Source organism: Deinococcus psychrotolerans, assembly GCF_003860465.1.
In the GTDB taxonomy this organism is placed as follows: domain Bacteria; phylum Deinococcota; class Deinococci; order Deinococcales; family Deinococcaceae; genus Deinococcus; species Deinococcus psychrotolerans.
Genome location: NZ_CP034184.1, coordinates 223,886 through 249,639 on the forward strand (window position 1 = coordinate 223,886; position 25,754 = coordinate 249,639).

Sequence of the window (25,754 nt, forward strand, 5' to 3'; positions counted from 1 at the left end):
GATTCAGTACTCTGTTGCACACCTTCAAGGAGCGCCCATGACCCTGACCCATTTACCAAGTCGGCTCACGTCCACCTTCGCCGCGAATGACGTGACTATTTTGCTGGAAGGCGGTGAAGTGGAGTTGGTGGACATTGCCCGTAAGGAAGCGCTCATTCGTGCTGGGCGCAGTTACGGCACGCTGCTGACGCCCGAAACTGCACCCAGTGAGATTCAGATAACGGCCTACAAGCAGGCTCTAGTCCGCAGCGGTGCCCGAATCGGCGGGCTGCTGACGGCCCTCAGCGCCCGGCTGCTTGAACACCCCAACGTGGTCTACATCTCACTGGCCCGCGCTGGCCTGCCTGTGGGCTGCGTGCTGCGCCGATTGGCAAGGCATGCAGGGCGCAGGGCACCGCATTACGGCGTGAGCATCATCCGGGGTGTGGGGCTGGACGGTGCGGCGCTGGCCTTCATCCGCCGCACCCACCCGCAGGCCCATTTGATTTTTATTGACGGCTGGAGCGGCAAGGGAGCCGTCGCCCAAACCCTGACAGATTCGCTGCCCGCTGACCTCGCCTGGTCGTTGGCCATGCTGAGTGACCCCGCCGGAGTCTCTGACATCACCGCCACCTATGACGATTTGCTGCTGCCCCACGCGGCGCTGAACGCTACCGTCAGCGGACTGCTCTCGCGCACTTTTTTACGAGGTCAGGGCGGGTTTCACGGCGCAAGGCTAGAGAGCGAGTTGGCCGGCTGTGATGTGAGCCAGGAGTATGTCGACGCATTAGAAGCTCTGGCGCTGGCCGCGCAGGAGGACGGAGTTGAACTTCCCCGGCTGGCAGACAGACCCGTTTCTCCGGCCAGACAGGTGCTGGAACTTGCCCAAAGCCTCGGCGTGTCTGATCCAAATCTGGTCAAGCCCAGCGTCGGTGAGGCCACCCGCGTTTTCCTGCGTCGTTGCCCGACCCAGCTGCTGCTGCGCGATTTCGAGCATCCAGACACCGTACATTTACGTGAACTCGCCGCCCAGCAGCACATTCCCGTGAGCGTTCACCCGGCGCTGCCTTACTTGGCCGCTGCCATCATCGCCCCCGGAGCCTCCACAGGATGATCCGCCCCCACCTCGGCCCGGCGCTGTACACGCCCGCCACCCGCCCTGACCTCTTCAGCTTGGGTACCATCCGCTATCCCGACCTAGGGAGCCTGATTTACTGCACCGAGGACGCCATCCGCGAGGAAGACGTGCCCGCCGCCCTGCACAATCTGGAAGCGGCGCTGCCCACCTTAGTCGGCCAGCCGGGGCCGCAGCGGTTTATCCGGGTGCGCGACGTGAGCGTGCTCAAAGACATCCTGGGCTTTGATCTGCGCGGCGTGCGCGGCTTGGTGCTGCCCAAAGTGCATGACGGCAACTTGGGCGCTTATATGGCGCTGCTCTCAGATCGGCCCGAACTGCTGGTCATGCCGACCTTGGAGACCCGCGAAGCGCTCAGCGAACACCGCATGTCACTGCTGCGCGATCTGATGTTTCAGGAAGGTTGGCCGCCCCAGATTCTGGCGCTGCGAATCGGCGGCAACGACCTGATGAACGCGCTGGGCGTGCGCCGCAGTCCCGGCCGCACGTTGTACGAGGGGCCACTGGAGCGGGTCATCAGCATGCTTATCGGGGTGTTTAAGCCTTACGGCTTCGCGCTTTCCAGCCCGGTGTACGAGGTCTACGACGATCTGGCGACCCTGGCACGTGAGGTGCAGCAAGACATTGAATACGGTCTGAGCGGTAAAACCATCATTCATCCGGTGCAGCTTGAGACCGTGCTGGCCGGATACCGCGTGGCCGAAGCTGACCTGGCTGAAGCCCACGCCATCCTTGAACCGGGTGCGCCCGCCGTCTTCAAGATGAATGGCCGGATGTGCGAACCCGCCACCCACACCAAATGGGCGCAGGACATCGTGTTGCGGGCCGAGCAGTACGGCACGCTGCCGCCACAGTCCAGCGAGGCGCTGGGGTTTTAGAGGATTTGTCTGAACAGATGGCTGGGCAAAAAGCACGCTCAGCCATCCTCTCAAATCCACTCCCGTTGGTTCTTGGGCAGAACGGCTTCTTGACCAGAGCAGCGCCGATGACGACGCTTGGCCTCACCTACCGGGCCTGCCCGCTGTCTTGGGCAAAGCGGCACCTCTCGGGCCTGCCCGCTCGGTCAAAAAAAAGCGTCTTTTTTGAAAAATGCTCTAATAGACCTCACCACCAGGCGGCTCAGGCAGCTTCAGCTTGAGCGGCTTGTGAAGGCCGTTGAGATTACCTGGATTTATTCTCCATCATCTGGAACCGGATTGGAGCAGGAATCAGTGCTAGACAACGGTTCGAGGAATGGTCTGCGAACTTCTGGGCCTGGCAAAAACCCATGGTGCTGGATCACTGGCCCTCAGTGTGCTGCAACTTTTTTTGGCCGCAGATGCATGGCCGCCACGATGATTCCGCCCAGCAGCACGCCCACCAGGGCGGACCCCAGCGTTTCCACCAACCACTGCACCACGCCCTGTGCGAGGGGAATGGCCTGACCCGCCGCCAGGGCCAGATCGTGCAGCGTATGCGCGGGCCAAGTCAGCCCAAACTTATCCAGCCCGTCGACGATAATGTGACCGCCCACCCACAACATGGCCGCCGTGCCGATCACCGACAGCGCCGACATCACCACGGGCATCCCCTTGACCAGCCCACGCCCGATGGCCTGCGCTGCACTGGAGCTACTGGACGCCAGGCGCACGCCGAAATCATCGGTCTTGACGATCAATCCCACCACGCCGTAGACCAGCACCGTGATCATCAGCGCCACGACAACCAGAATCAGGGCGCGGGAAAGGAAGGGTTGCGCCGCCACTTCCGCCAGCGAGATCGCCATGATCTCCGCCGAGAGGATGAAATCGGTGCGGATTGCGCCCGAAACCATCTTTTCTTCGTGGGCGGTGCTGGTCAGCTTGATGACCTGCTCGCCCTCAATCTCATGATGTCCCGAGATTGCCTCGTACAGCTTCTCAGCTCCCTCGAAGCACAGGTAGGCCCCACCCACCATCAGCAACGGATTCAGCGCCCACGGCAGGAACTGGCTCAGCAACAACGCGGCGGGCAGGATGAAAACGATCTTGTTCTTGAGGGACCCTTTAGCGATGCGCCAGATGATCGGCAGCTCACGGTCCGGGGTGAAGCCCGTGACGTAGCGCGGCGTTACCGCCGTGTCGTCGATGACGACACCAATGGCCTTGACGCCTGCCTTGCTGGCCGCCGCACCGATGTCATCAATGGAGGCAGCGGCCAGCTTGGCGAGTGCGGCCACATCGTCGAGTAAGGCCACTAGACCGCCACTCAACGCACCACATCCCTGACCAGAGCAAAAAAACGGAGGAGCGCGTGCGGCAGAGGTGGCAAGGTCATCAGGAGGTTCACCCTAGCAAGCGTTAATGAACCCTTCCGCAGCACAGCCTGGGATCATCCATCCCGGTAGGCCTGCTTACACTACTTGGCATGGAATCTCTGTGGAACGAACTGAAGTTGATGCAGGGCCTGCTGGTGGCCTTTGTCCTGAGTGGCGCGATTGGCTGGGAACGGGAACGTATGGGCCGCAGCGCGGGCCTGCGAACGCACATGCTGGTGGGCATGAGTGCGGCCCTCTTCGTGGTGCTGGCCGAAACACTGATCACCTCGTTTGGCAACGATGATGACGGGGTGCGCTTTGACATGATCGGCCTGCTGGGTGCGGTGGTCAGCGGGATCAGCTTCCTGGGCGCGGGGGCGATCTTCTCGGATCGGGGGCGGAAAGCCAAAGGATTGACCACGGCGGCGGGTCTGCTGGCAACGGCGGGTGTGGGTGTAGCCTGTGGCCTGCACCTGTATGTACTGGCCACAGGAGCGACGTTGCTGTTCCTGTTTACGCTGGGAGTGGTGAAGAAGGTCGCGCAGGGTGAGGATGCCAGCATCGCCGAGGATCAGGACTAGAACGAACGTCAGTTCATCCGTATGAATTGCGGGACAGGTGGGAAGCAAAAGCATTGGCGTTGACGGGGCTTCGTGTCTTCAAGCGGATCAAACTAAAAGGGGTTGTGGGGGAAGCGAATGCCTCCCCCACAACCTAACCCGTTCTGCGTTCGGTTGGGTTGAGATTTGCCCTCGCGCCGTTCGCGCTTGTTCGCGCGCAGGCTCGATCAGATGCAAGCCGCAATAAACACTACACCGATCAATCCTGTGACCAGTTCAGGAATATGCACGTTACCATCTGCCTGAGGTCCCAAGTGCGCTGGTGCACTTCATCAAGGTGTTGACCGCTCAGCAGGACTGGCTGTTTCACTGCTCTCGTGTGCCGGGTTTGCCCCGGACAAACAATCTCTGCTGTCTGCGCCGAGCAAACCACACCGCGACGGCAAGCAGCAGTCCACCCACGATCATGGTGGAGGCTGAGCCAATGTACTCGCTCACTTTCTCGTAATGGTCTCCCAGCAGGTAGCCCGCCCCGGTCAGCAGGCTGGCCCACAATGCCGAGCCAATCGCGCTGTACAGCAAGAATGTGGGCAGCGCCATCTCGCTCATGCCTGCCGGAAGGCTGAGCAGACTGCGGATGCCGGGCACCATACGCCCGAACAGCACCGCTCTGGGGCCGTGACGGTCAAACCAGTCGTCAGCCTTGCGAACGTCCTTCCCGCTCAGGGCCAGCCATTTGCCGTGTCTGTCAGCCCAAGCCACCAGCCACTCCTCGCTGAAGATCCGTCCGATGAAATATAGCGGCAGCGTGCCAACCACGCTGCCCAGGGTGGCTGCCAGCACCACGCCCGCAAAACTCAGGTCACCGCGCGAAGCCGCGAAGCCCGCCGAGGGCAGGATCAGTTCACTGGGGATTGGCGGAAGCACGTTTTCCAGGATCATCAGGAGCACGATGCCCAGGTAGCCCAGGCTATCCACCAAGTTTTGGATCCAGTCGATCATCTGTCAAGCAGCTTAGCGGGCATGAAGCAGGCAAGCGTCATGCAAAAGTTGGGGTTTGACTGGCGTTGGATTCTCCTGATCGCCTGACGTGACCAGTGGAATCTCGGTTCCCTTGAGTGCTTTCCACTCATGCACGCGCCGTAAATGAAGATTGAACTCATGTTTTACGTCACTTGCTCAGTTACACTGTCGAGTAACGAGGGAGTAGCTACCTGCAAAAGCAGGGAAATGTGTCGTCAATACGGACTAATCATCCCGGTGCATTTCATAAAAGGCGAGACTCGGCACGCGAAGGCGTGCCGGGTCGTTTTTTGCGCTCCCGGCTCTCTCCCTGAACAGGGCGTCTTCGGTGCAAGGAGACAACATGGATCTATCTTTTCTAACGGCAACGGAGTGGTTGGGTAAGCCTGCCTGGATGTGGGTGATGTTCCTGGCAGTGGTGATCGCCCTAATGGCCTTCGACTTGGGGGTGCTGGAGAAACGCCGTAAGGCCAATTTGGCCCCGGACGACGAGGGCGTGATGGGCGTGGGCCAGAGCCTCAAACTCTCGGCCTTTTATGTCGCCATCGCGCTGATCTACGGTGTGTGGGTGTGGTTGACACTGGGCCGCGAATCCGGCATGGCTTTTTACACCGGCTTCGCGCTGGAGAAGGCGCTGGCACTGGACAATGTGTTCGTGATCAGTCTGATATTCGCCTTCTTCGCCATTCCGCTTAAACTGCAACGGCGGGTGCTGCTGTGGGGCATCCTGGGCGTGATCGTGCTGCGGGCAATCATGATTGGCTTGGGCGCGGCGCTGGTCACGCAGTTCGACTGGGTGCTGTGGATCTTCGGCGCGTTCTTGCTGTTCACCGGCATCAAAATGCTTAAAGACGGCGACGCGGAGCATGATTTTTCCAGCAACAAACTGCTGATCTGGATGAAAAAGCGACTGCGGATCACCGAGGAGCTGCACGGCGAGCGCTTCATCGTCAAGAAGGACGTAGGCGGCAAGATCAAGACCTTCGCCACGCCACTCCTACTGGCGCTGGTCATGGTAGAAACTGCCGACGTAGTCTTCGCAGTGGACTCGATTCCGGCCATCTTCGCCATTACACAGGATCCATTTATCGTCTACACCTCCAATATCTTCGCCATCCTGGGCCTGCGAGCGCTGTACTTCGCGCTGGCGGCAGCGGTTCACCGCTTCAAGTACCTTCAGCCCGCACTGTCGCTGGTGCTGGTGTTCATCGGCCTCAAAATCTTCTATTCGCAAATCTGGGGCAAGCTCGACCCAGCTATCAGCTTGGGCGTGACCCTCAGTCTGCTGGCCGGCGGTGTCATCGTTAGCCTGATCAAGACTAAAGAGGAGCCGCCTGTGCAGGAGCCGCCCGCGCCAGCGTGATGTATCCGGTGAACTGGTTTTCAGGTTTCAGGATGCAGTTCACCCGAGATCTCGATCTTTCCTCAGCGGAGCAAGGTGTACGGGAGCTTGAAAGGTGCCCCACCACGGCATCAATGATCAAACTGCAGAATAATAATTCTGGTTTGTATCCCACGGAGAACCTAGTGATTCAAAGAGAGTTTGGCTTTTCTTCCCTCGTGACCGCCGTCGCCCTGATCCTCACAACGTGGTGCGGCTTCAGCATCGGCGGCGTCAGTACGGCGTCATCAGCGCCTTCGGCGGCACCTTCTTACTGATGATGAACCCTGAGAAAGATGAGCACTGGCTGACCAGTTTTGAGCGCCGTCTGGCTGGACTGGGCAAGTTGGATAGCGTGATTGGAGCCTCCGCGTTGCTGGCCCCCGTCGGCACCAGTTTCGATCAGTTCCACGACTGTGCCCAGCGCGGCGACAGTTTCCGGCGGGCGGTGCTAGCGCTCATAGGTGCGGCAGAGGTGAAGGCGTGAGTGTTCAACTGATCATTGCGCAGGTGTTGCTGATGACGCTGGGACTGCTGGGCATTGCTGCCGCGCGCCCTGATCTGCTGATAGAACATGGATGGAAAACTGCGCTGGCATTGGGCATCACCCTTCTGGTGGCGCGGCTGCGGCCTCAGGTCTTCCTGAAGTTGGGACCGCCGTTCTGGGCGTTCACGCTGCTGCTGCTGGTGCTGGTGCTGTTCATCGGCAAGGGGACGCAGGAAAGCGAGGCCACCAAACGTTGGCTGGACTTCGGCGGCCCCTTGCGCTTTCAGCCTTCCGAGCTGGCTAAGCTGGGGCTGGTCATGATGCTGGCATCATTCTTCTCGCGCCGGGGTGTGCAGAACAAGCTGCTCAGCGCCACGGTCATGATCGTGACTACCACGGCGCTGATCTTTCTGGAACCGGATCTGGGCAGCAGCGTCCTGATGTTCGGGCTGGGCATCATCCTCATGTACGCCGCCGGGGTGAGGATCAGCAGCATCACCGGCTTCCTGCTAGCACTGAGCCTGATGGCTCTGCCCGTGTTCTCGGTGTATCTAGAGAAGAATCCGTACATCCTGGCCCGCTGGCAGGGCCACCAAGCGCGGGGCGAGGAGCGGGCAGTGGGCCTGGATCAGATCGGTTTGGCGCACCGAGACCTGGCCTGGGGCGGCTGGTGGGGCCAGGGACCGGACGGCAGACGCTACGAGTATTTCGCTGCTCACACCGACATGGTGGTTGCCTCGGTGGGCTTCACCAGTGGGTTGCTGGGCGTGGTTACATTACTGTTTAGCTATTGGATGATTGTCTCGGTGGCTCTGCAGACCTCGCGACTGGCCGCGCGCATCCAGCCCATGACGCCGGAGGTTCACGGGGCCAGTATCCTAGCGACCGGGGCGATGTTCATGATCGTGGGGCAGGCAATGGCGAATCTGGCCGTGGCCGCCGGGATTTTCCCGGTCACGGGCGTGCCGCTGCCGCTGGTCAGCTTCGGTTTTTCCAGCATGCTGACCATGAGCGTGGCGCTGGGTATCATTCACTCCGCCCTGCGCGAGGTCAAGCGCAACCTGCCTGAAACGGAGGTCCGGCCTGACGAGGTCAGCGTCTCCGAAAGTGAGAACGTGGTTCTGAGTGCCGACTGAGGACAGTCAGACGCCTTTGACTCATGAGTTGCAATTATGCAGTGTTTTACGGAAAGACGTGACCCACTGCGATGGTTCAGGGTCGACACCCGGCGCATGATGCGCTGACCGCACGCCTCAGCGCATCATGCGCGGCAAAGGCAATGGGGCGGAATCTTTAAAACATTAGCAATCCGACTTCCTCCACTCCGTCAATCTGCTACTTTCATGAGAACGATTTCAAGAGGTCTGAAGCCCAATCCTGATAGCTTCAGGCGTCAGCTCAGCACTTTGCTGACCTCAGATTTTCGCCTTTCTCGGCTTCACATTCGGGATGGAACACAGTATGAGCTTTCTAAATCGACTTAAGACAATGGGTTTGCAGGCGAGCAAGGAAGCACAAGATACTTGGAGCCGCTTTAACGACAGCGCCTTCGCGGACGCCACGATGGCGGCCTGCGCGCTGATCGGCGCGGCGGACGGCAAGATCGACCAGACCGAACGCAGCCGCACCGCGCAGTTCATCACTACCAGCGACGAGCTGAGGACGTTCAACGTCTCCGATCTGCGCGACAAGTATGACCGCTACTGTGACCAGATCACTGCCGATTTCGACTTTGGCAAGATCGGACTGATGCAGGTGATCGGTCAGGTGGCTGGCAAGTCCGATCAAGCCCGCGCAGTGGTGCAATTAGCCGTGGTGATCGCCAATTCCGACGGCGAATTCGACGAGAAAGAAATGGGCGTGGTGCGCGAGATCGCGCAGGCCCTCAAGCTCGATCCAGCAGATTTCGTGGACTGAACTTTGGGGAGGAGTGACAGATTGTCTTAACAGCTCCCCCCCGCCGGCCAGACTCTGGAGATTCCAGCAGCTTTTAACCGTTCATCCCCCTTCAAGGAGGCATCAACATGGCAGTATCACTGAACAAAGGCGGTAACGTTTCCCTGAGCAAAGAGGCCCCCGGCCTGACGGCCATCACTGTGGGCCTGGGCTGGGATCCCCGCGCCACCGACGGCAAGGAATTTGATTTGGACGCCAGCGCCTTTACCCTGAAAGCAGACGGCAAGATACGCGCCGACGGCGACTTCATTTTCTACAACAACAAAGTGTCTTCGGATGGCAGTGTGGTTCACAACGGTAACAACCGTACCGGCGATGGTGAGGGCGACGACGAAACCATCGATATCGACCTGAGCAAGGTGCCCGCTGAGGTAGACAAGGTGGCTATTACCGTGACCATCGACGAGGCCGACACGCGTGGTCAGAGCTTTGGTCAGGTGGGTGGAGCATTTATCCGCGTGATGAATAAGGATGGCGGCGCGGAGATCGCCCGCTATGACCTAAGCGAGGACTACAGTACCGAAACCGCCGTGGTCTTCGGCGAGATCTACCGCAGTGGCAGTGACTGGAAATTTCGCGCCATGGGTCAGGGCTACGCAGGCGGCCTGGCCCCGATGGCACATAACTTCGGCGTCAACGTCTGAGCCAGCACTAGAGCAGTTCACAGCGCAGGTATTAAAGGGTGGTTGGGAACGCGGTTTCCGACCACCCCTTCTTTCCACACCACCTATGGAAGATTGCGCATGGGTCTGGCCCATAGGATCATCCAATAGACAGGTGCTGGAGGCAGAAACGCAGGAACAGCCCGTGCCTTCGAAATCGTGAAAGGCAGAAACTCTACCCTAATCGATTGACGGTGTAATAGGGCTTGACCTAGCGAAGGCCGAAATTTTGGCCAACTCGCATGAGTGGTTTCTGAAGCGTTACGGCGAGCCGTTGCAGAAACGAAGGTTTTTGCGTCCCAGAAGGTATTTTGGAGAAATCAGTATTTTTGAGTTGCAAATCTATATTGCGAAATTCAGAACAATGGCAAAAGATTTTCGCACAGCATGCTGCTTGAGTCATCATCAACGATATACGGCCTAGACGGTAAAAATCATCTTTTCATCCGGGTTGGCTAAAAACGAGCCTTCGCCAAGTTAAGCCCTGAGAGCCGCTGTCGCCCGGCTGGAACCGACCACCCTTTCTGCACAGGATGTGCTGCGTGTCGCTGACGACGCACTCTACGCCGCCAAGAATGCGGGCCGCAACCGGGTGGAAGTCAGGCAGGTCACACCGTCAGTCAGCTGAGAGTGCGTCGCTGAGCGTCTGATCGGAGCTGCGCAGGTCAGTTTCAGTGCGGGAAACATGGGCTGAGATGGAAAGGAGGCAAGAATCGACCCGGAATCTCACCCCTCAACAGCTCTACTTCAGGTCGGTGTACAGGGTCTCCCGACTGATATTCAACTCGCGGGCCAGCGCTGCCTTGCGTTCGCCAGCCTGAATACGTTCTTTGAGTTGCTCAACTTGCTCAACACTGAGTATTTTCTTGCGGCCTTTGTAGACCCTCTTCTTTTTTGCAAGGGTAACCCCTTCACGCTGCCGCTCTCGGATGAGTGAGCGCTCGAACTCGGCGAACGCACCCATCACGTTGAGCAACAGTTGGCTCATGGCCGAATCCTCACCAGTAAAATTCAGCCCTTCTTTGAGGAACTCCACCCGTGCGCCCTTGTCCGTCAAAGCCTGGACAATGCGGCGCAGATCATCGAGGTTGCGGGCAAGCCGATCCATGCTGTGGACGAGAATGACGTCGCCGTCACGGGCGTAATCGAGGAGTTCGATCAGCTGGGGACGTTTGGCGTCTTTGCCACTGGCCTTGTCCATGAAGATCTTGTCGAGGTCATCCCTTCGAGCTGGCGTTCAGTGTTCTGGTCGAGTGAAGAGATGCGGACGTAGCCGAGACGTTTGCCGATCATACTGTCAGAATAGAGTCTAAAACTTGATTTGGAAAGCGACAAACAATCGGTTATTAGACCCTAAACCGACACATTTCCGCCACTTTTGATCTATCAACCTGGGGTATACCTCAGGTTGACATTTTACTGGATCAGGTTAAACTCACCATCCACGAAACTCTTGCGATTTCACTGACAAGCAGCGTTTCCAGGGTCCTGTGAGGCAAAACAGGGGACAATGAAGTCATGAACATTCCTTCAGGCATCACTCGACCATGCTGCAAACGTCGGTGGAGAGGGTGGGCGATGGACTGGACAGCTCAGCCTCTCAAGAAAGTGGCTCCGGGCGTCCGAACAGGTAGCCCTGGAAGTAAGTGCATCCCACCTTCAGCAGGAGATCCGCCTGCTCAGGTGTCTCGATACCCTCCGCCACGGTCGGAAGTCCAAGGGCGCTGACGAGCGTCACGATCCCGCGAACCACCTCCAGCGCCCTCTTCCCAGCAGGCGTGTCCACGCCGATCGGCGCAGTGAAGCTCCGGTCGATCTTCACCACCTGCACCGGCAGATTCGTCAACGCCGCCAAGCTGCTGTAGCCGTTCCCGAAATCGTCGAGGGCTGTTTGCACCCCCAGCGCGTTGATCTCCTTTAAGACGGCGGCGAAGCGTGGTTCCAGCAGGCTGCTCTCCGTGAGTTCCAGCAGGACTCGCTGGGGCTCGACACTGCTCTCCATCAGAATCCACCGCAGATGCTCCATGAAGTCCAGTTGCCGGATCTCCAGGGCACTGATATTCACCGAGACCTTCTGAAGCTGCCCTGTTTTTACAGCATTGACTGCCTGCCGCAGCACCCAGCGGCCGATCGGTACGATCAGCCCAGAGGTCTCGGCCAGTGGGATGAAATCCAGCGGGCTGACGATTCCGGAAGGCCTGATCCAGCGCAGAAGCGCCTCATGCGCCACCACAGCCTGACTCCCGGCCTGCACGATCGGCTGAAAGTACAGCCGCAACTCATCTTGTTCGAGTGCCCGGTGCAGCGCGGTCAGGCGCTCCACCTGAAGGGTGGTCCGCTGATCCTCTTGCCGCTGAAAGGCCGCGTGGCCTCCCCCAGCCCGCTTGACCCGGTACATGGCCGCGTCCGCATGGCCCAGCAGGGCGTCCAGTTCCTTTGCGTCGTCCGGATACACGCTCAAGCCCAGACTCCAGTGGACGAACACCTCCTGACCTCCCAGCAGGAACGGAACCGCGAAACTGTCTTCCAAGCGCTTGGTCACCAGAGCGATGTCCGCGACCGAGCGAACATCAGCGAGCAGCAGCACGAACTCGTCTCCGCTCATCCGGGCCACCACGTCGCTGGTCGCCGTGGCTTCTTTCAAGCGGCGCGCGATGTCCTTGAGAAGACGGTCCCCCTCAGCATGCCCGAAGGTATCGTTGATCAGCTTGAAGCGGTCGAGATCCAGGAGGCCCACCACCACCTTCTCCCCGGAGACGTCGGCACGCCTGCAAGCTTCAGTGAGTTGCTGTCGGAACTGCACCCGGTTCGGGAGACCCGTGAGCGCGTCGTTCATTGCCACGTGGCTCAGCTTATGCAGGGCCTGGCGCAACTTCAGCTCGGCCATCGCCATCTGTGCGAAGGACGCGAGGATCTCTTGTTCTTTCTCGCTAAACTCCCGAGGTTGCGTTCCGATGACGCAGAAGGTGCCGAGCTTGTGCCCATCAGGCGTGATCAGGGGCGCACCCGCGTAAGACCGGATGTGTGGCTCGCCGAGCACGTTGGGATACGTGCGAAATTGCTCGTGCTGGGTGGCGTCGGGAATGATCATCACGCCATCCTGTGCAATGGCGACTGAACAGAACGACTCGCTACGCGGCCCCTCGAACGTTGGAAAGCCGTAATTGGCCTTGAACCACTGCCGATCCTCATCAACGAAACTGACTAGCGCCATGGGCATGTCGAAGACGCGGACGGCCAGCTCCACCAGATGGTCGAACTGCGGCTCCGGGGGCGTGTCGAGGACGGCAAAGCGGTGGAGGGCAGCCAGCCGTAACTGTTCATCAGTGGAAAGGGCGACCTCCGTGGAGCCGGTGGGATCTGTACCACGGGTGGGAATCATAAGGCACCCTATTGGATATTGCTTTATATTTTTCTTACATTTAAACGGACTCATCCAGATTCGATTTGAGCATACAGTTGATCTTTGTTTGTCGATAATCTCGCAAGACCAATTCAACTGAATTGATCTCGCCAGCCTCGTTCCTGCTTGCGACTCGGATTCTTTTCTCAAAACCTAGCATCCCACTTCATTGACAAAGCTTCAAACATGACGTACTTGAAGAGGCGAAACATTTGCCTCCTCTCTCTGCATAGTCGTAAAGCGGAACCGTCAGAAAGTCGCGCCAGGAGCACGTCACTCCAGCCCATCCTTGAGGCAGACCCGTCGTTCCTTGAGGCCGTGAATCTTCTGTCATAGCTTGAGGACTACCCTGTCGTATGCTTCCCCTCTTCCCGCACGCCAGCGTGCACCCGTTCGACCGGGTGGAAGACGTCATCTTCATCCTCGACGCCCATGAACGCTTGACCTTCGTGAACGCCTTCGCCCTGAACGCCTGGGGAAAAGAACCTCACGAGTTGCTCGGGCGGATCTACCAGGACGCCCTCCCGACGAAAGCCCAGCCTGAAGTCATGGCCGCTTTCAGGCATGTTCTGTCGACTCAACAGCGTACCGAACTGGAAGTGTTCTGGAATGAACCCCCTAGAGAGGACCAACGGCCAAGCCACTTTGCCCCGACCAGCCGTTAGGCTGATCACAGCGCGAAGGAGCATTCATGCCAGGACGCAATCACAGCCGTGAATTCAAGCTTCAGGTCGTCAACCAAATCAATTCAAGCCAGCGAACGACCGCTCAACTCAGCCGGGAACATGGTTTAGTGCCCAGCCTGATCCACCGTTGGCGCAAAGAGGTCGAGGCGCGCGGAGAAGCCGCCTTCACCGACGGCGTGGCCACAGATCGCAGCGCCGAGCTGCGGATTGCTGAGCTGGAGCGGTATTGCGGCCAACTTGCCTTAGAAAACACCATCTTGAAAAAATCGCTGGCGACGTACCGCTTGAACAAAGGCACCAAATGATCTCGGATGCGCGACACGCGCATCCCACGGTGTCGGTGCGTCGCCTGTGTGAGCTGCATGCGGTCAGTCGGTCGTGGTACCTCCGTCAACGAAACCGCGCAGTCATCGACCAAGATCAACGACTCGCTACTGACATTGAAGCAGTGGTGCTGAAGTGGAACGGCTATGGGTATCGGCGGGTCACTCGCGAACTGGCACGCAGCGGGCAGTCCATCAATCACAAACGCGTTCTGCGGGTCATGCGGGAACATCGCTTATTGTGTCGACCCAAGCGGCGTTACCAGCGCACCACCGATTCCACTCACAGCGAGAAACGCTTCCCCAATCTGCTCCCACAAGTGATTCCAACCCAACCAGATCAGGTCTGGCAAGCTGATCTGACGTATGTGAGGGTGAAGCAGGGTTTCGTCTACTTGGCATGCGTGCTGGACAGTTTCACGCGTGAGATCGTGGGCTGGTCAATGTCAAAGTTTATCGACGCCGACCTATCACTGGCCGCGCTGAATAACGCGCTTGCTGCTCGCAATCCAGCACCTGGACTCCTTCATCACTCTGATCAAGGTGTCCAATATGCCAGCCGGCTCTATATCGCCCGCCTGCGGGCGATGGGTATCACGCCAAGTATGTCCAGAAGAGGCAATCCCTACGACAACGCTCGCATGGAAAGTTTCTACAAAACTCTCAAAACAGAGGAGGTTGATCTTCAAGATTATGCTGATCTGGACGATGCACAGCGCCATGTGAACCACTTCATCGGTAAGCTTTACAACCAAGAACGCCTGCATTCCAGTCTCGGCTACGTCCCACCTGCCGAGTTCGCCGCCCGCTATCATCCAGCCTAGAAGTGACTTGCCTGCTGGTCCTGCGCTTTGGGTTCACTCCAGTTCGGTGATCGCCACCAGGGATGGATCTACCTGATCATCTACCCGGATCAGGGCGGTCTGACCGTGCATGTCCGGCCACTTCCCAGAAGCACCGGAAGTAACACTCATACCGACTTCGATGCGCTGACCGGCTGCCTCACGCGCAGCGCCTTCGTGCAGGCGCAGCGTACCCTGATCTTCCCGCACGTTCTGGCCATCCTCGACCTGAATCTGCTGAAAAGCGTCAATACCCTTCGCGGACACAGCGGCGGAGACGCTCACATCCGTACCGTCGCACACGCATTAAGGGAAGCGTTGCCTGCGGGGGCCTTGATCTGCCGGTGGGGCGGAGACGAGTTCGTGATCCTCACGCCTGGCCATGACTAGGCAGCGCTCCAGAAGCTGCTGGATGAGACGAACAGTGCGTTGCCGGGTCCGATGCCGAACATCCTGGCGTTCACCATCGGCATAGCCCTTTGGGAAGCCGAGACAGTTTATGAGCGTGCGTTCGCTATCGCTGACGAACACATGCAACTCCGGAAAGAGCGGCTCAAGGAAGTCACTCCAGGCCAGCGCGAAGCCGACTCCTTCGTGACGTTCTCTCAGGAACTCGAGGCCCTTCATGACCCTGGCGACCTGATTCAGCACGCCCTGAACCGACTGCTGAGCGTGCTCAACTTCGATCAGGCCGCCTACGCCATCATCGATGGCAACGAAGTATTCTTCTCCCAGCAGGCTCTCCGCGAGGGCGTTCCGGCTCCACAACCGGCCCTGAATGTCCGGGTGCCCCTCACCGAGGCTGGCCTGATCGACACGGCCCAGCGCACACGGACGACGGCGTGGAGCACCGACTACCCGAGCACCTCGGACAACATGGCGATTATGGTTGTACAAGGCGTCAAGAGTGCCGTCGTCACGCCTGTCTTCAGTCATGGACAGGTCGCTGCTGTCATCGTCCTGCGTGCCGTGAACCGCTGGCAGACCATCACGCCGCAGATGCGCAAGATCATGGAACTCACCGCGCTGCGCCTGGAGCACGCTCTCGAACTGCGCCGCGCGGTCGGTGAAGTCCGCTCGACCCTAGAGGCGGGCATGCTGACGCTCGGCCTCGTTCTCGAAGCCAGGGATTTCGAGACCAGTGGCCACACCCACCGCGCCGCCATGATGGCGGCGCAGCTCGGCGAGCAGCTCGACTTGAACACCACCGACCTCCACCACCTGCGACAAGGAGCCTACCTGCACGACCTCGGGAAACTCTGCGTCCCAGATCAGATCCTGAGGAAACCCGGCAAGCTCACGCCGGAAGAATGGACGACCATGCAGAGCCACGTTGTCCAGGGACACGACCTGGCCGCCCGGATCGCCGGACTCTCTGCGGAAACGTTGGGTGTCATCCGCTCTCACCATGAGCGTTGGGACGGCAGCGGTTACCCAGATAGTCTTGCTGGAACAGACATTCCCCTGAGTGCGCGGATCTTCGCAGTCTGTGACGTGTACGACGCCTTGATCAGCCAACGGCCATACAAGGCGGCTTGGAGTCACGAGGCCGCCGTCTTGGAGATCGAACGGCAGTCTGGTCACCACTTTGATCCGGACGTTGTCCGTGCGTTTCTGGGCTTGATGGGACGAGCCGTGAACTTTCAGATTGAGCCGACTGGCAATCAGGAATCAGGGCATCCCTGAGCCGTACCGTGGTGTTCCGCACTGACTCAAAGGCCAGTGCGGGAGCAGCCTGAAGTGACTGAAGGATAACCTGAGCACCGCTTTCCTCCACCCTTAAAGAGGAAGATCTCGTCAGTGCGACAAGATAGTGTGACTTTTGGTCGCCCGCATTGGTGAAACGAGAGCCCGATCGATAATGTGAGTCCGCTCAGGATTTAGAGTCCAATCGTCTTAAGTGAATATCATAAAGCGGATGGTCGTGGACTCAGGAAAATGATGCGCTGTAACGGTAGATGGAAAGCCAGACGAACGTTTCCGAATTGCCCTGTCTGCGGCTGCGCGACAGACTTCGACGCACCAAATACGACGCCCTTGTACGTGGCCAAGCGGTCTGTATGACAAGCCGTATCCAGACGCAGTGCCAGCAAACCCTCCCACAACCTCGACCATATTCGCACTTCCTCAGGGCGTCCAGAAGAACACGCGCTACGCCCTGAGGGAGGCTTGGTGCTCCTGCTTCTGGAGGTACATCCGTTGATCGCTGAGACGCAGAAGACCCTTGGCCTCGTTACGGTCGTCTGGGAACGTGGCGATCCCAGCACTGACATCGGCCTGGCCGAACCCACTACTTCTGAGTCGCTCTAACGCAGCCTCGACGCGGGCCAGCGAGCCACTGACCGCCGTGCCTGCCGGAGCTGGATGTTTCACGAGCACCATGAACTCGTCACCGCCGACTCGGAACAGGGCGTCCTCGCCACGGAAGGCGAGCCGCAGTGACGTGGCGAACCCGGTCAGTAGCGCGTCACCCCGGTCATGCCCCTCATGGTCGTTCACTGCCTTGAGCCCGTCGAGGTCCAGCGAGATCAGGCTCAACCCCGAATTGGTTTTGCGGGCCTCCGCTAGGCCCAGGAGCAGGGCAGCTTCCAAAGCGCGCCGGTTCCCGAGTCGGGTGAGCGGATCGGTCAGGGCGTCTTCACGCAGGCTCTGCATGGATTGCTGACGCTCATGCGACAACTGGACGCTGTGTGCCACCGTCAGGAAGAGGTCCCGGTCATTTTCCGACCATGGCATGGCATTCCCGACCCGGGCAATGATCAGCGCCAGACCCCTGGCCGGATCGCCCACTGTCAGCGGAACGAACGCCAGCGCCCGCACACCTTCGTTCACCAATACCTCGGTGGATAGGGGGCTGTCGTGATCGCGGTCGATAAACAGCACCTCGTTTTGCTGAAGACTTCGCCAGACTAGGCTCTGCGACCTGGGGAGTCCCTGTTCCAAGAGGCGAACGAGTTTCCCAGACACTGCAGCGCTTCTGAACTGCACCTCATGGCTCACGAACTCACCCTCCACCTGGGCCAGGACAGCGAGGTCAAGCTGCGCCGGACCAGCCATGCTCTCGGCGGCCCGCCGGGCCGTCTCGTACAGACTCATCGGCGCTGCGGTAAGCCGGGTCACCTCGATGAGGGCCTTTAAGAAACCCACGGCTTGGTCGAGTTCCAGAAAGTTCTGGGACCGCTGGAGGGCGTGGCCCAGCGTTCCGGCTGTAGCGTCCAGAAGCGTCCGTTCCCTGGACGTCCAGGGTCTCGCCACACCAAAGCGGAACGCGGTCAGAATCCCGACCTCTCCGACCAGCCGCCCAAACGGTAGATGCGCTACGGCGCTCAGGCCCGCCTGCACCATGAACGGCAACGCCATCAGGCTGCATGGATAGTCATCGACGAACAGTGGCTTTCCCGATTCGATGCGTTCCCAGAAGACGCCGCCCTCGGCACGCTCAAAGCGCTGGTGGCGCAACACCTCGAACTGGAGCGAACCGTCGCCTTGCAAAACCACCACCTGGACGCCCCGGAGAACCGTTCCGAAGCTGATACAGATCTGGTCGGCCTGGGTAAGCTGCTGAAGGCGTCCGGCCACATGCTCACCGATGACGCGCGAGTCTCCGACGATACCGAGTTCGGCAGTGAGGTTGGCCAGGTACTCCGCGTCATCCGCGCGTTCCTTTGCTGCCCGCAGCTGCGCCCTAATCTGAATCAGCTCTTGGGCCTTACCAGAGGAGGCCTTGCCCGAAGGCCGGCGGGGGCTCACGTTGCACTCTGATGCAGCATCTGCATGAAGATCATCACCACTGCCGGATCGAAGTGGGTGCCTGCACCGTTTTGGATGTGTTCGAGGGCTCGCTCCCTGGTCCAAGCCTTTCGGTAGGGGCGGTTGCTGGTCAGGGCGTCGTAGACGTCCACCACCGCGAATACCCTGGCAGCCCTGGGGATGGCCTCCCCTTTCAAGCCCAGCGGGTAGCCGCTGCCGTCCCACTTCTCGTGGTGATACTGCGGGATGTCCAGTGCCGGGCGCAGATATTCAATCGGCGAGAGCAGGTCCACCGCGTACCCAGGATGCTTTCTCATCATGACCCACTCGTCGTCGGTGAGCTTGCCGGGCTTGAGCAGCACCGCGTCCGGAACGCCCATCTTGCCGATGTCGTGAAGCAAAGCGCCGCGGCGCACGTCCACGAGTTTCTCGGGTGGAACGCTCAAATGCTGACACAGCGCCACGGTCATCTCGGTCACCCGCCTAGAATGCCCCTCGGTTTCGTGATCGCGCAGATCCAGCGCCCGCGCCCAGCCTTCGATGGTCTCGTCGTAGGCCAGCCGCAGCTCCAAGTTCTTGCGCTCCAGTTCCGTGAAGAGCCAGCTGCTGTCCACAGCAATGGCCGCTTGATTATCGAGGATTCCGAAGGTTTCCAGCCAGGCAGCCGACGGATCGAAGGGTTTGCGGTGCAGCACCTCGATAACGCCCAAGACCTTGCCTTTGGAGATGATCGGCGCACCGTAGTAGGCCATGATCCGCTCCTTTTGAAGCATGGCCCACCAGGTCGGCGAGAGGGTAACGGTGCGGAGATCGGGGATGAGCATCGGCTGCCGGTTCACCGCGACCTGACCGCCCAGACCTTCGCCGAGCTGCAACGTCAGGTCGTGGAGTGCAGTGGTAAAGCCCCTGGCCGCCGCATATTCAAGCGTGAGGGTGTGCTGATCGAGCAGCAGAACCGTCACCGCGTCGGCGTTAAGCCGCTGCATGATGTTGTCCAGGATGAGGCCGAGCGTGACGTCGAGACCCGCGCTGGCGGCGATGGAGCGGTCGATCTCCTGCAAGCCGGTGACGTGACGCAGTTGATCCCTGAGATTTTCGTTGAGGGTCTGAACCTCGTGCTCGGCCTCGCGCAGGGAAGTGATATCGCGGGTGATCTTCGAGAAGCCGACCACCTGAGCAGCCGCGTTCAGGACGGGCGAGATGGTTACCACGACCTGGATCTGCTTCCCACTCTTGGTGATCCGCCAGGCTTCAAACGGTGGATCCCGCTCGCCACGCCTGGCCCGTTCGATCAGCTTCATTTCCAGGATCTGAAACTCGGCGGGGATCAAGAAGGTGATCGGCTGACCGATTACCTCGGCTGACGTGTAGCCGTAGAGTTCCTCGGCACCGGGATTCCAGGAGCGGACGATGCCGTCAAGAGACAACCCGATGATGGCATTGTGACTGGCGTGCACGATGGCCACCAGGAACGCCTGATCTTCCTCGGCAGACTGGCGCTGGGTGATGTCGCGGGCCACACCGTACAGCAATCTCTCCTCCGGCACCACCACCGCCGACCATTCCAGCCAGACCACGCTGCCATCTTTATGGAGGTAGCGGTTTTGAAAGGTCGTCGTGGCCTGACCTGAACTGATGTGCTGGCCCTCAACGCTGGTCATGGCAGCGTCGTCGGGATGAACGAAATCGAAGGCGGAGCGGCCAACCATCTCCTCAGGCGCATATCCCAGGATACGACTGGAAGCGGCGCTCACCCTGACGAATATGAGGTGGTCGTCTGCCCCAACGGTGACGATCATATCGAGGGATAAGTCGAGGGTGCGCTGCAACTCTATTACGGTGGCGCGGAAACGCGCCTCGCTGGCTTCAAGACGGTGCTGGGCCCGCTTCTCCTCGGTGACGTCGCGCATGAAACAGATGGTGCAGGTTTCTCCGGCCACCTCTGTCGGCACGATGGTCAGGACGCCGTGTACGGCCTCTCCCGCCTTGTTATAAAAAAGGATTTCCCGGCTCTCTATTGGCTGGGGCCGGTTCAAGGTGTCCCAGGTTTCGTCACGGTCTGCTGGATCAACCAGGGAAATGAGGTTCTGCGATTGATTGCCGATGATGTCTTCCCTTCGGTAGCCGATCTGACGCAAAAACTCCTCATTGACGTCAACAAAAGTCCCGTCCTTGCTCCGGATGATGAAGATGGAGATGGGACTGGTCTGGAAGACTTTGGCAAAGCGCTCTTCGCTGACCTGAAGCTCACGCTGCGCTTCTCGGCTCTCGGTGACGTCGCGCAGAAACATCGACATCCCGTCGTCACCCGGATAGGCCGTCAGCTCGATCCACCGTTCGAACGCTGGCAGATAACTGACTGCGCTCTGGGTGGTGCCCGTCTCCACCGCTTGCAAGACAGCCAAGCTGAGCGCAGCGTCTCTGTGTTCGGAAAAGGTGGCAAAAGGGTCAAGACCGGCAAAGTCCTCGGGTTGTCGACCCGCGATCCTCGCGGCGGCTTTATTGATGTAAATCAACTTCCAATCCTTATCAAAAGACAGGAAGCCGTCGGTCATGCGGTTCAGAGTGGCGCTCAGTTGCTCACGGGCCTGCGCTTCGCCCCGCAGCGCTTCCTCACGCGAGGTGACGTCGTTCTGAAAGCCCACGAAGTGCGTGAGGATGCCCGCCACGTCCCGGAGAGGACTGAGGGTCAGCTCGTTATAGAACAGCGTGCCGTCTTTGCGGTAGTTGCGCAGTACCGTGGTGGTGCTCTGACCTTGCGCCAGGGCGTCTCGGATCTCACGCCGAGCCCCCTGATCACGGTCCTGGCCCTGCATGAAGCGGCAGTTACGCCCGATGATCTCGGCTGCTCGGTAGCCGCTCAGCTGCTCGAAAGCCGGATTGACGTACACGATGGGCATGTCCAGCTGCTGGGCATCGGTGATAATAAAGGGATTGACGTTGGCCGTCAGGGCTTGGCTCAGGAGGTTGAGGTCGGGGATTGACGCAGAGTGTTGATCCATAGGTCCTCCGGACTGCTGGGTTGACCTACATAAACGGACCAGTGATCCAAAAGTTGCTCAACTCGCTTGAGAAAACACTCGTTTCTGCAACATCCCTACCAGTATGCTCTAGTATCCTCCATTACATTGTTCAAACCTGTTGCCACATCTTTTTCAAAGGCGACACCTTTACGCGTAGAGGTACTCCACATGCTTATCGGCTACGCCCGCGTCAGCAAGCACCTCGGTCAGGACCCCGCCGCTGGAACCGTCCGGAGCCGCCCTGATTGACACCCTGCGCTCAGGAGACGTGCTGGTGGTCTGGAAACTGGACACACTCAGCCGCAGCCTCAAGAACCTGCTGAACCGTTTGAAGACGCTGGAGGTCGGCCCGAGCAGATCGGCACCGACACCACCACCCCAGCCGGGCGGATGCTTCAGATGATCAGAGCCTTTGCCGAGTCCGCGCACGAGATGACCCGTGAGGGGCTAGCCGCCGCCCGCGTCGAGTGCCGCATCGGCGGACGCAAGTTGGTCAGATTTCGCCACCAAGAGTTGAGCGTTCTGTGAACTCAAATGAGTTCACAGATGGGCGTTTGAGGGTCTTTATACCCAAGATGAAGTTGCCGCGAGCCTACCACCTCGTCATGGTTCAGTTGCTTTGCAACGCCATTTCGCCGAACCGAACACAGGGCGGCTCTTCAGATTGATCACCCGCGCGCGAAATTCAGTCGAGATTCAGGGGCCTTGTCAGATCAAGCCCGACCGCATGTCGCAGCCAGCAGCTCAAACCCATCTGAAGAAACGGACTTCGACATGACGAATGTGAACGCTGGACAGAAAGGGTTTGGTGGCGAACCCGCTTCAGACCTCGGTTTCCTGCTGGACATGCCGGCGGTACCGGGCGTGGCTCTGCATCATGCCCGCGTGCGTGCCGGTGGCGAGCACCTGCCCGGCTTCAAGGTAAACGACCGCGTCCGCCTGCTCCAGCAGCATCAGCCTGTTCGTGGCGGCGACGATATTGCGCCCCGAGCGAATCAGCGCCTGGACAACGTGGTGTTCCGTGCGGGCATCCAGCGCGCTCGTCGGGCTGTCCAGCAAGAGGGTCAGGGGGCCGTGCAGCAGCGTTCGGGCGAGTGCCAGGCGCTGCTGCTGACCGCCGGAAAGTTGCTGGGCCGTCTGGGTGCTGTCCAGGGTCAAGCCGTCGTCCTGAAGCCCAGAGACATCCCATGCGGCTTGTATGTCCGCTTCAGGCAGGTCGAGGGTCAGCGTCAGGTTGTCACGTACCGTCCCGACCAGGAACGTCGGCTGCTGATGCAGCAAGGCCGTGTGCAGGGCAGGTTGCAGCTCGCCGGTGAAACCCGCTTCCCCGGCCAGTATCTTCAGCAGGGTGGTCTTCCCACTTCCACTTGGGCCGGTGATGACCGTGAAGCCCTGGGCCGGTACGGCGGCGCTGAAGTTCTTGAAGGGTCCGTTGGCTACGGTGACGTTGTGCAGGGTCAAGGTGGGACTGGACGCCGCCGTGTTCTGTGCGTAGGATGCTGCGTTGTTGAGTGCCACCACCGACTGGAGAGCGTTCTTCTCCGCAAGGCCCAGCGTGGCGCTCAGGCGAACGGCCGCCTGCTGGGCCTGCTGCCAGCTCGCCTGCGCGGCGGTCAGGATGTTCGGGAAATTCATCAGCCACTCGAGGTAGGCGCTGAAGATCAGGTACTGCCCGATGGTGAACTCCCCGCGCAGGATCGCCGGTGCGGTCAGCAGCAGCAGCCCAGCGCGCAGCACCGTGCCTGCACGGTAGGCGAGTTCCTCGACGGCGCTTTGCAGCAGCGCCGTTTTGACGGTGTGGTTGCTGTGTGAAGTCAGCGCTTGGCTGTAGCGCTCGAGCAGCGCGGCCTGAGCAGGCGTGAACGCCAGTTGCGGGGCGAGCTGCACAGCGGACTGGAGTTGGGAACTCAGGGTGTCGGCTGTCTGACGGCTCTGGTGCGTGACGTCCACCAGGCTGCGGCGTATCCGGCTGAGCAGCGGGGGAACCAGCGCCGCCGGGATCAGGCAGGCCAGGGTGTACGGAACGCTGACCCGCACCATCAGGGTCAGCGCCGAAGCGGCGACGGCGACGCTGATCACGACTCTGTAGGTCTCCAGAAGCAGGTGGGTGAGGCGGGTGGTGTCTTGCTGGTGGGCATTAAATACGCTGGTGTTCTCCAGGCGGTCAGGCTCAGGCTGCCAGATCACGCGGTGCAGGAAGATCAAGCGCAACCGGTCAGCCAGGGGCCGATCGAAGCTGCTCAGCTCACGAATCCACAGGAGACGACTGAAATTGGCGAGCATCTCAGCGCCAATGAACGCCAGCAGGAGTATCAGGATCTGCGGAGCGTTGGCCGTTTGCGTCAGGGCGTCGATGAGGTGCCCGAGTTGCTGGGCGGCCAAGACCGGCAAGCCGAGCATCAGGGCGTACCCGAGGGCCGACAGGACGTACCGGCGGCCCGTTTTGGGTTGGCGCTGCCGCCACAAGGCCAAAAGCACGTTCATCTTGCCGCCGTCAGCGCCGTCGGTTGCGAACGCCCCAGATCAATGATCTGGTCGACGTCGACCTGATCGCCTGGAGTGTGGGTGATGTGAATGACGGTGCTGCGGCGCTTCAACGCCCGGATGATCTGGTTGACCAGCGTCTGATCGCTGAGCGTGAGGTGGGCGCTGGGTTCATCGAGCAGCGTGATGGGTCTGGCGGCAATCAGGGCGCTGAGCAGGGTGATGATCTGACGTTGCCCGGCAGAGAAGCGCTCCGGCGTCAGAACGCTCTCCAGATCGACATTCAGCGCCGCCATCCAACCCTGGAGTTCAGCGCTCTTGATGGCTGCCTGGATGTCTGCGTCACTCACGTCCGTATCGTACAGACGCAAGTTTTCGCGCAGCGAATCGTGAATGAGGGGCTGCTGTTGACTCGCCACCCACAGCTGCTTGCGGCGCTCCCACGGGTTCAGGTGCTCCGCGCGTTGGCCGCCCAGCAGCACCGCGCCGGAATGGGGACGCAGGGTGCCGTCGATCAAGCGGCTCAGCGTGGTTTTCCCGCTTCCACTGGGTCCCACGATCAAGATGTGCTGACCGGGTGAGGCGCTCAGGTTGATGCTTTGCAGCAGCGGGCGGTCCGCGAGGTGGTACTGGAGACTTTGGATGTCGAGTTGGCCTGCATCTGCCCGTACTTCCTGCTTCCCGGTCGGCCCGGTGTCTGCGTCTGCTGTTTCCACGCCGACCGTTTTGGCAAAGTGAGCTGAGATGCGCTGGAGACTTGCCTGAAGGGCATGTAGGTCCGCACTTTCTCCCGCAATGATCGCCACTGGATCGCGCATCTGGACAATGGATCGCAGAAACATGACGATCACGCCCACCGTGACCGCTTGTTGCCGGTAAGCGGAGAGCAGCATCAGCACGATTGCGAGTGTCCCGGTGAGGAGCAGCACATCACTGAGCACGAATTTCAGGTTGTTCAGGCTGATGGCTTTCACGTGCGCGTTCGTGAGGGTCTGCCGGACGCGCCGCACCCGGCTGAGGAGTGCGCTTGCGGGCCGGGGAGTTCCGAGTATCCGCAGGGCGTCACGCAGATTCAGCACGTCGAATGTCGCCGCGCGAACTTGCGCTTCGTTGTGGCGGACGTCCTGCCAGGCCCGCGAGAGCCGTTTGGGGCTGACGGAGAACGAGGCCAGCAGCGCGGCGGTGAGTCCGGTGAACAGCAGCCCCGGCAGGGGCGCTTGCGTGATGAGCTGGGCAGCGAGAAAGACGACGGTGGCGGTCTGCATGATCAGGTTGGGGAACTGCGTACCGAAAACCTGAACGAGCTGGTTCGGGTCGGTGTCCAGCGTTTCCATCAAGTCGGCGTGATGGTGCTGCTGATGCTGGTGATGCATGAGGAAAAAGTGCCGCAGTTGATCGCGGCGCAACTGGTTGACGGCTCGCCACGCCTGGCGGGACGCGAGATGCGTGACCAGCAGCGCGAGCAGCATGCTGGTCACGCTGAGCGCCAGGAACCAAGCAATCTGGATTTTCGCCTGGGCGGCTTGGTGGGTGTTCAGAGCGTCGATGGCTTGCCCGAGAAAACGGGGTTGCAAGGCGCTGGTGAGGGCCTGCCCGATCATCAAGATGATCAGCAGCAGATATCCCCAGCGGTTTTTGAGCAGGTACGGCAAGAGAGTCTTCATCAGGCTGCAACTATTGTAGAGACTGGCTTGAATGACTCAGACCAGTCCATCCAGGATGGACGCGTCCGATAAGCAGGGTCATCTCTGCTTTATGAGATGCGGGAGTGGGCTGGAATCACAA

Annotated in this window: 25 protein-coding genes; 15 read left to right on the forward strand and 10 right to left on the reverse strand. The window is 59.9% G+C overall.

The features are described 5' to 3' along the window. Positions 1–37: 37 nt before the first annotated feature. Positions 38–1,093, forward strand: a complete 1,056-nt coding sequence (locus EHF33_RS14730; RefSeq protein WP_124873530.1) for a cysteine protease StiP domain-containing protein — start codon at positions 38–40, stop codon at positions 1,091–1,093. Next, positions 1,090–1,992 (forward strand): HpcH/HpaI aldolase/citrate lyase family protein, encoded by a 903-nt coding sequence (locus EHF33_RS14735; protein WP_124873532.1) that lies wholly within the window; start codon positions 1,090–1,092, stop codon positions 1,990–1,992. The genes EHF33_RS14730 and EHF33_RS14735 overlap by 4 nt, the downstream gene beginning before the upstream one ends. Before the next feature lie 410 nt (positions 1,993–2,402). Here EHF33_RS14735 and EHF33_RS14740 read toward each other — a convergent pair whose 3' ends face one another. After that, positions 2,403–3,344: a DUF808 domain-containing protein gene (locus EHF33_RS14740; protein ID WP_124873534.1), complete on the reverse strand. Its 942-nt coding sequence runs from the start codon at positions 3,342–3,344 to the stop codon at positions 2,403–2,405. Positions 3,345–3,499: 155 nt separating this feature from the next. Here EHF33_RS14740 and EHF33_RS14745 point away from each other — a divergent pair, with 155 nt between their 5' ends. Then, positions 3,500–3,970 carry an MgtC/SapB family protein gene (locus tag EHF33_RS14745; protein ID WP_124873536.1) on the forward strand — a complete coding sequence of 157 codons (471 nt, stop codon included), beginning with the start codon at positions 3,500–3,502 and terminating at the stop codon, positions 3,968–3,970. 345 nt (positions 3,971–4,315) lie between these two features. On the opposite strand, the gene EHF33_RS14750 is transcribed toward EHF33_RS14745, so the two are convergent. Next, positions 4,316–4,951 (reverse strand): DedA family protein, encoded by a 636-nt coding sequence (locus EHF33_RS14750; protein ID WP_124873538.1) that lies wholly within the window; start codon positions 4,949–4,951, stop codon positions 4,316–4,318. A 364-nt stretch (positions 4,952–5,315) separates the two neighbouring features. Between EHF33_RS14750 and EHF33_RS14755 the strand changes: the two genes are divergently transcribed. The 5 genes from EHF33_RS14755 (at position 5,316) to EHF33_RS14775 (ending at position 9,440) form a co-directional block, all read left to right on the forward strand. After that, positions 5,316–6,335, forward strand: coding sequence for a TerC family protein (locus tag EHF33_RS14755; RefSeq protein WP_124873540.1), 1,020 nt, complete (start codon positions 5,316–5,318; stop codon positions 6,333–6,335). Positions 6,336–6,561: 226 nt separating this feature from the next. Continuing rightward, positions 6,562–6,840, forward strand: a complete 279-nt coding sequence (locus tag EHF33_RS14760; RefSeq protein ID WP_241191375.1) for a DUF475 domain-containing protein — start codon at positions 6,562–6,564, stop codon at positions 6,838–6,840. Beyond that, positions 6,837–7,976: an FtsW/RodA/SpoVE family cell cycle protein gene (locus tag EHF33_RS14765; RefSeq protein ID WP_124873542.1), complete on the forward strand. Its 1,140-nt coding sequence runs from the start codon at positions 6,837–6,839 to the stop codon at positions 7,974–7,976. The genes EHF33_RS14760 and EHF33_RS14765 overlap by 4 nt, the downstream gene beginning before the upstream one ends. Before the next feature lie 352 nt (positions 7,977–8,328). Continuing rightward, positions 8,329–8,757, forward strand: a complete 429-nt coding sequence (locus tag EHF33_RS14770; RefSeq protein ID WP_241191376.1) for a tellurite resistance TerB family protein — start codon at positions 8,329–8,331, stop codon at positions 8,755–8,757. A gap of 107 nt (positions 8,758–8,864) precedes the next feature. Then, the gene (locus EHF33_RS14775) at positions 8,865–9,440 is read left to right on the forward strand and encodes a TerD family protein (RefSeq protein ID WP_124873546.1); all 576 of its coding nucleotides are present in this window, start codon (positions 8,865–8,867) and stop codon (positions 9,438–9,440) included. Between the two features lie 760 nt (positions 9,441–10,200). Here EHF33_RS14775 and EHF33_RS14780 read toward each other — a convergent pair. Further along, positions 10,201–10,659, reverse strand: a complete 459-nt coding sequence (locus tag EHF33_RS14780) for a recombinase family protein (RefSeq protein ID WP_124873548.1) — start codon at positions 10,657–10,659, stop codon at positions 10,201–10,203. Between the two features lie 399 nt (positions 10,660–11,058). Continuing rightward, a complete protein-coding gene (locus EHF33_RS14785; RefSeq protein ID WP_124873550.1) occupies positions 11,059–12,840 on the reverse strand; it encodes a putative bifunctional diguanylate cyclase/phosphodiesterase in 1,782 nt (593 codons plus the stop codon). A 377-nt stretch (positions 12,841–13,217) separates the two neighbouring features. Here EHF33_RS14785 and EHF33_RS14790 point away from each other — a divergent pair, with 377 nt between their 5' ends. The 3 genes from EHF33_RS14790 to EHF33_RS14800 are packed head-to-tail and all read left to right on the forward strand — an operon-like array spanning position 13,218 to position 14,694. Beyond that, on the forward strand, positions 13,218–13,526 hold the full coding sequence (locus EHF33_RS14790; protein ID WP_124873552.1) for a PAS domain-containing protein: 309 nt from the start codon (positions 13,218–13,220) through the stop codon (positions 13,524–13,526). Between the two features lie 26 nt (positions 13,527–13,552). Next, positions 13,553–13,852, forward strand: coding sequence for a transposase (locus tag EHF33_RS14795; protein ID WP_124867807.1), 300 nt, complete (start codon positions 13,553–13,555; stop codon positions 13,850–13,852). Continuing rightward, positions 13,849–14,694 (forward strand): IS3 family transposase, encoded by an 846-nt coding sequence (locus EHF33_RS14800; RefSeq protein WP_124867809.1) that lies wholly within the window; start codon positions 13,849–13,851, stop codon positions 14,692–14,694. Before EHF33_RS14795 ends, EHF33_RS14800 begins: the two co-directional genes overlap by 4 nt. A gap of 33 nt (positions 14,695–14,727) precedes the next feature. Here the strand turns inward: EHF33_RS14800 and EHF33_RS21520 are convergent, their stop codons facing one another. Next, positions 14,728–15,015: a hypothetical protein gene (locus EHF33_RS21520; protein WP_241191377.1), complete on the reverse strand. Its 288-nt coding sequence runs from the start codon at positions 15,013–15,015 to the stop codon at positions 14,728–14,730. Here EHF33_RS21520 and EHF33_RS21930 point away from each other — a divergent pair. Further along, on the forward strand, positions 14,941–15,102 hold the full coding sequence (locus EHF33_RS21930) for a diguanylate cyclase domain-containing protein (protein WP_420889972.1): 162 nt from the start codon (positions 14,941–14,943) through the stop codon (positions 15,100–15,102). The genes EHF33_RS21520 and EHF33_RS21930 overlap by 75 nt on opposite strands. A gap of 141 nt (positions 15,103–15,243) precedes the next feature. Further along, positions 15,244–16,398 carry an HD domain-containing phosphohydrolase gene (locus tag EHF33_RS14810; protein WP_164473539.1) on the forward strand — a complete coding sequence of 385 codons (1,155 nt, stop codon included), beginning with the start codon at positions 15,244–15,246 and terminating at the stop codon, positions 16,396–16,398. Positions 16,399–16,863: 465 nt separating this feature from the next. Here the strand turns inward: EHF33_RS14810 and EHF33_RS14815 are convergent, their stop codons facing one another. The 3 genes from EHF33_RS14815 to EHF33_RS21525 form a co-directional block, all read right to left on the reverse strand. Next, complete coding sequence (locus EHF33_RS14815; RefSeq protein WP_124873558.1) at positions 16,864–18,462, reverse strand: GGDEF domain-containing protein; 1,599 nt, start codon at positions 18,460–18,462, stop codon at positions 16,864–16,866. Further along, on the reverse strand, positions 18,459–21,464 hold the full coding sequence (locus EHF33_RS14820; RefSeq protein WP_124873560.1) for a PAS domain S-box protein: 3,006 nt from the start codon (positions 21,462–21,464) through the stop codon (positions 18,459–18,461). The genes EHF33_RS14815 and EHF33_RS14820 overlap by 4 nt, the downstream gene beginning before the upstream one ends. A gap of 168 nt (positions 21,465–21,632) precedes the next feature. Then, entirely contained in the window at positions 21,633–21,779 is a 147-nt protein-coding gene (locus EHF33_RS21525; RefSeq protein WP_241191378.1) for a hypothetical protein, read from the reverse strand. On the opposite strand from EHF33_RS21525, the gene EHF33_RS21935 reads away from it, so the two are divergent. Together EHF33_RS21935 and EHF33_RS21775 are read left to right on the forward strand one after the other, a co-directional pair. Next, on the forward strand, positions 21,760–21,888 hold the full coding sequence (locus tag EHF33_RS21935) for a hypothetical protein (protein WP_420889973.1): 129 nt from the start codon (positions 21,760–21,762) through the stop codon (positions 21,886–21,888). The genes EHF33_RS21525 and EHF33_RS21935 overlap by 20 nt on opposite strands. Beyond that, positions 21,885–22,013 (forward strand): hypothetical protein, encoded by a 129-nt coding sequence (locus EHF33_RS21775; RefSeq protein WP_277425543.1) that lies wholly within the window; start codon positions 21,885–21,887, stop codon positions 22,011–22,013. Before EHF33_RS21935 ends, EHF33_RS21775 begins: the two co-directional genes overlap by 4 nt. 294 nt (positions 22,014–22,307) lie before the next feature. On the opposite strand, the gene EHF33_RS14830 is transcribed toward EHF33_RS21775, so the two are convergent. Next, on the reverse strand, positions 22,308–23,969 hold the full coding sequence (locus EHF33_RS14830; RefSeq protein WP_124873562.1) for an ATP-binding cassette domain-containing protein: 1,662 nt from the start codon (positions 23,967–23,969) through the stop codon (positions 22,308–22,310). Continuing rightward, positions 23,966–25,633 carry an ATP-binding cassette domain-containing protein gene (locus tag EHF33_RS14835; RefSeq protein ID WP_124873564.1) on the reverse strand — a complete coding sequence of 556 codons (1,668 nt, stop codon included), beginning with the start codon at positions 25,631–25,633 and terminating at the stop codon, positions 23,966–23,968. Before EHF33_RS14835 ends, EHF33_RS14830 begins: the two co-directional genes overlap by 4 nt. Positions 25,634–25,754 lie beyond the last annotated feature (121 nt).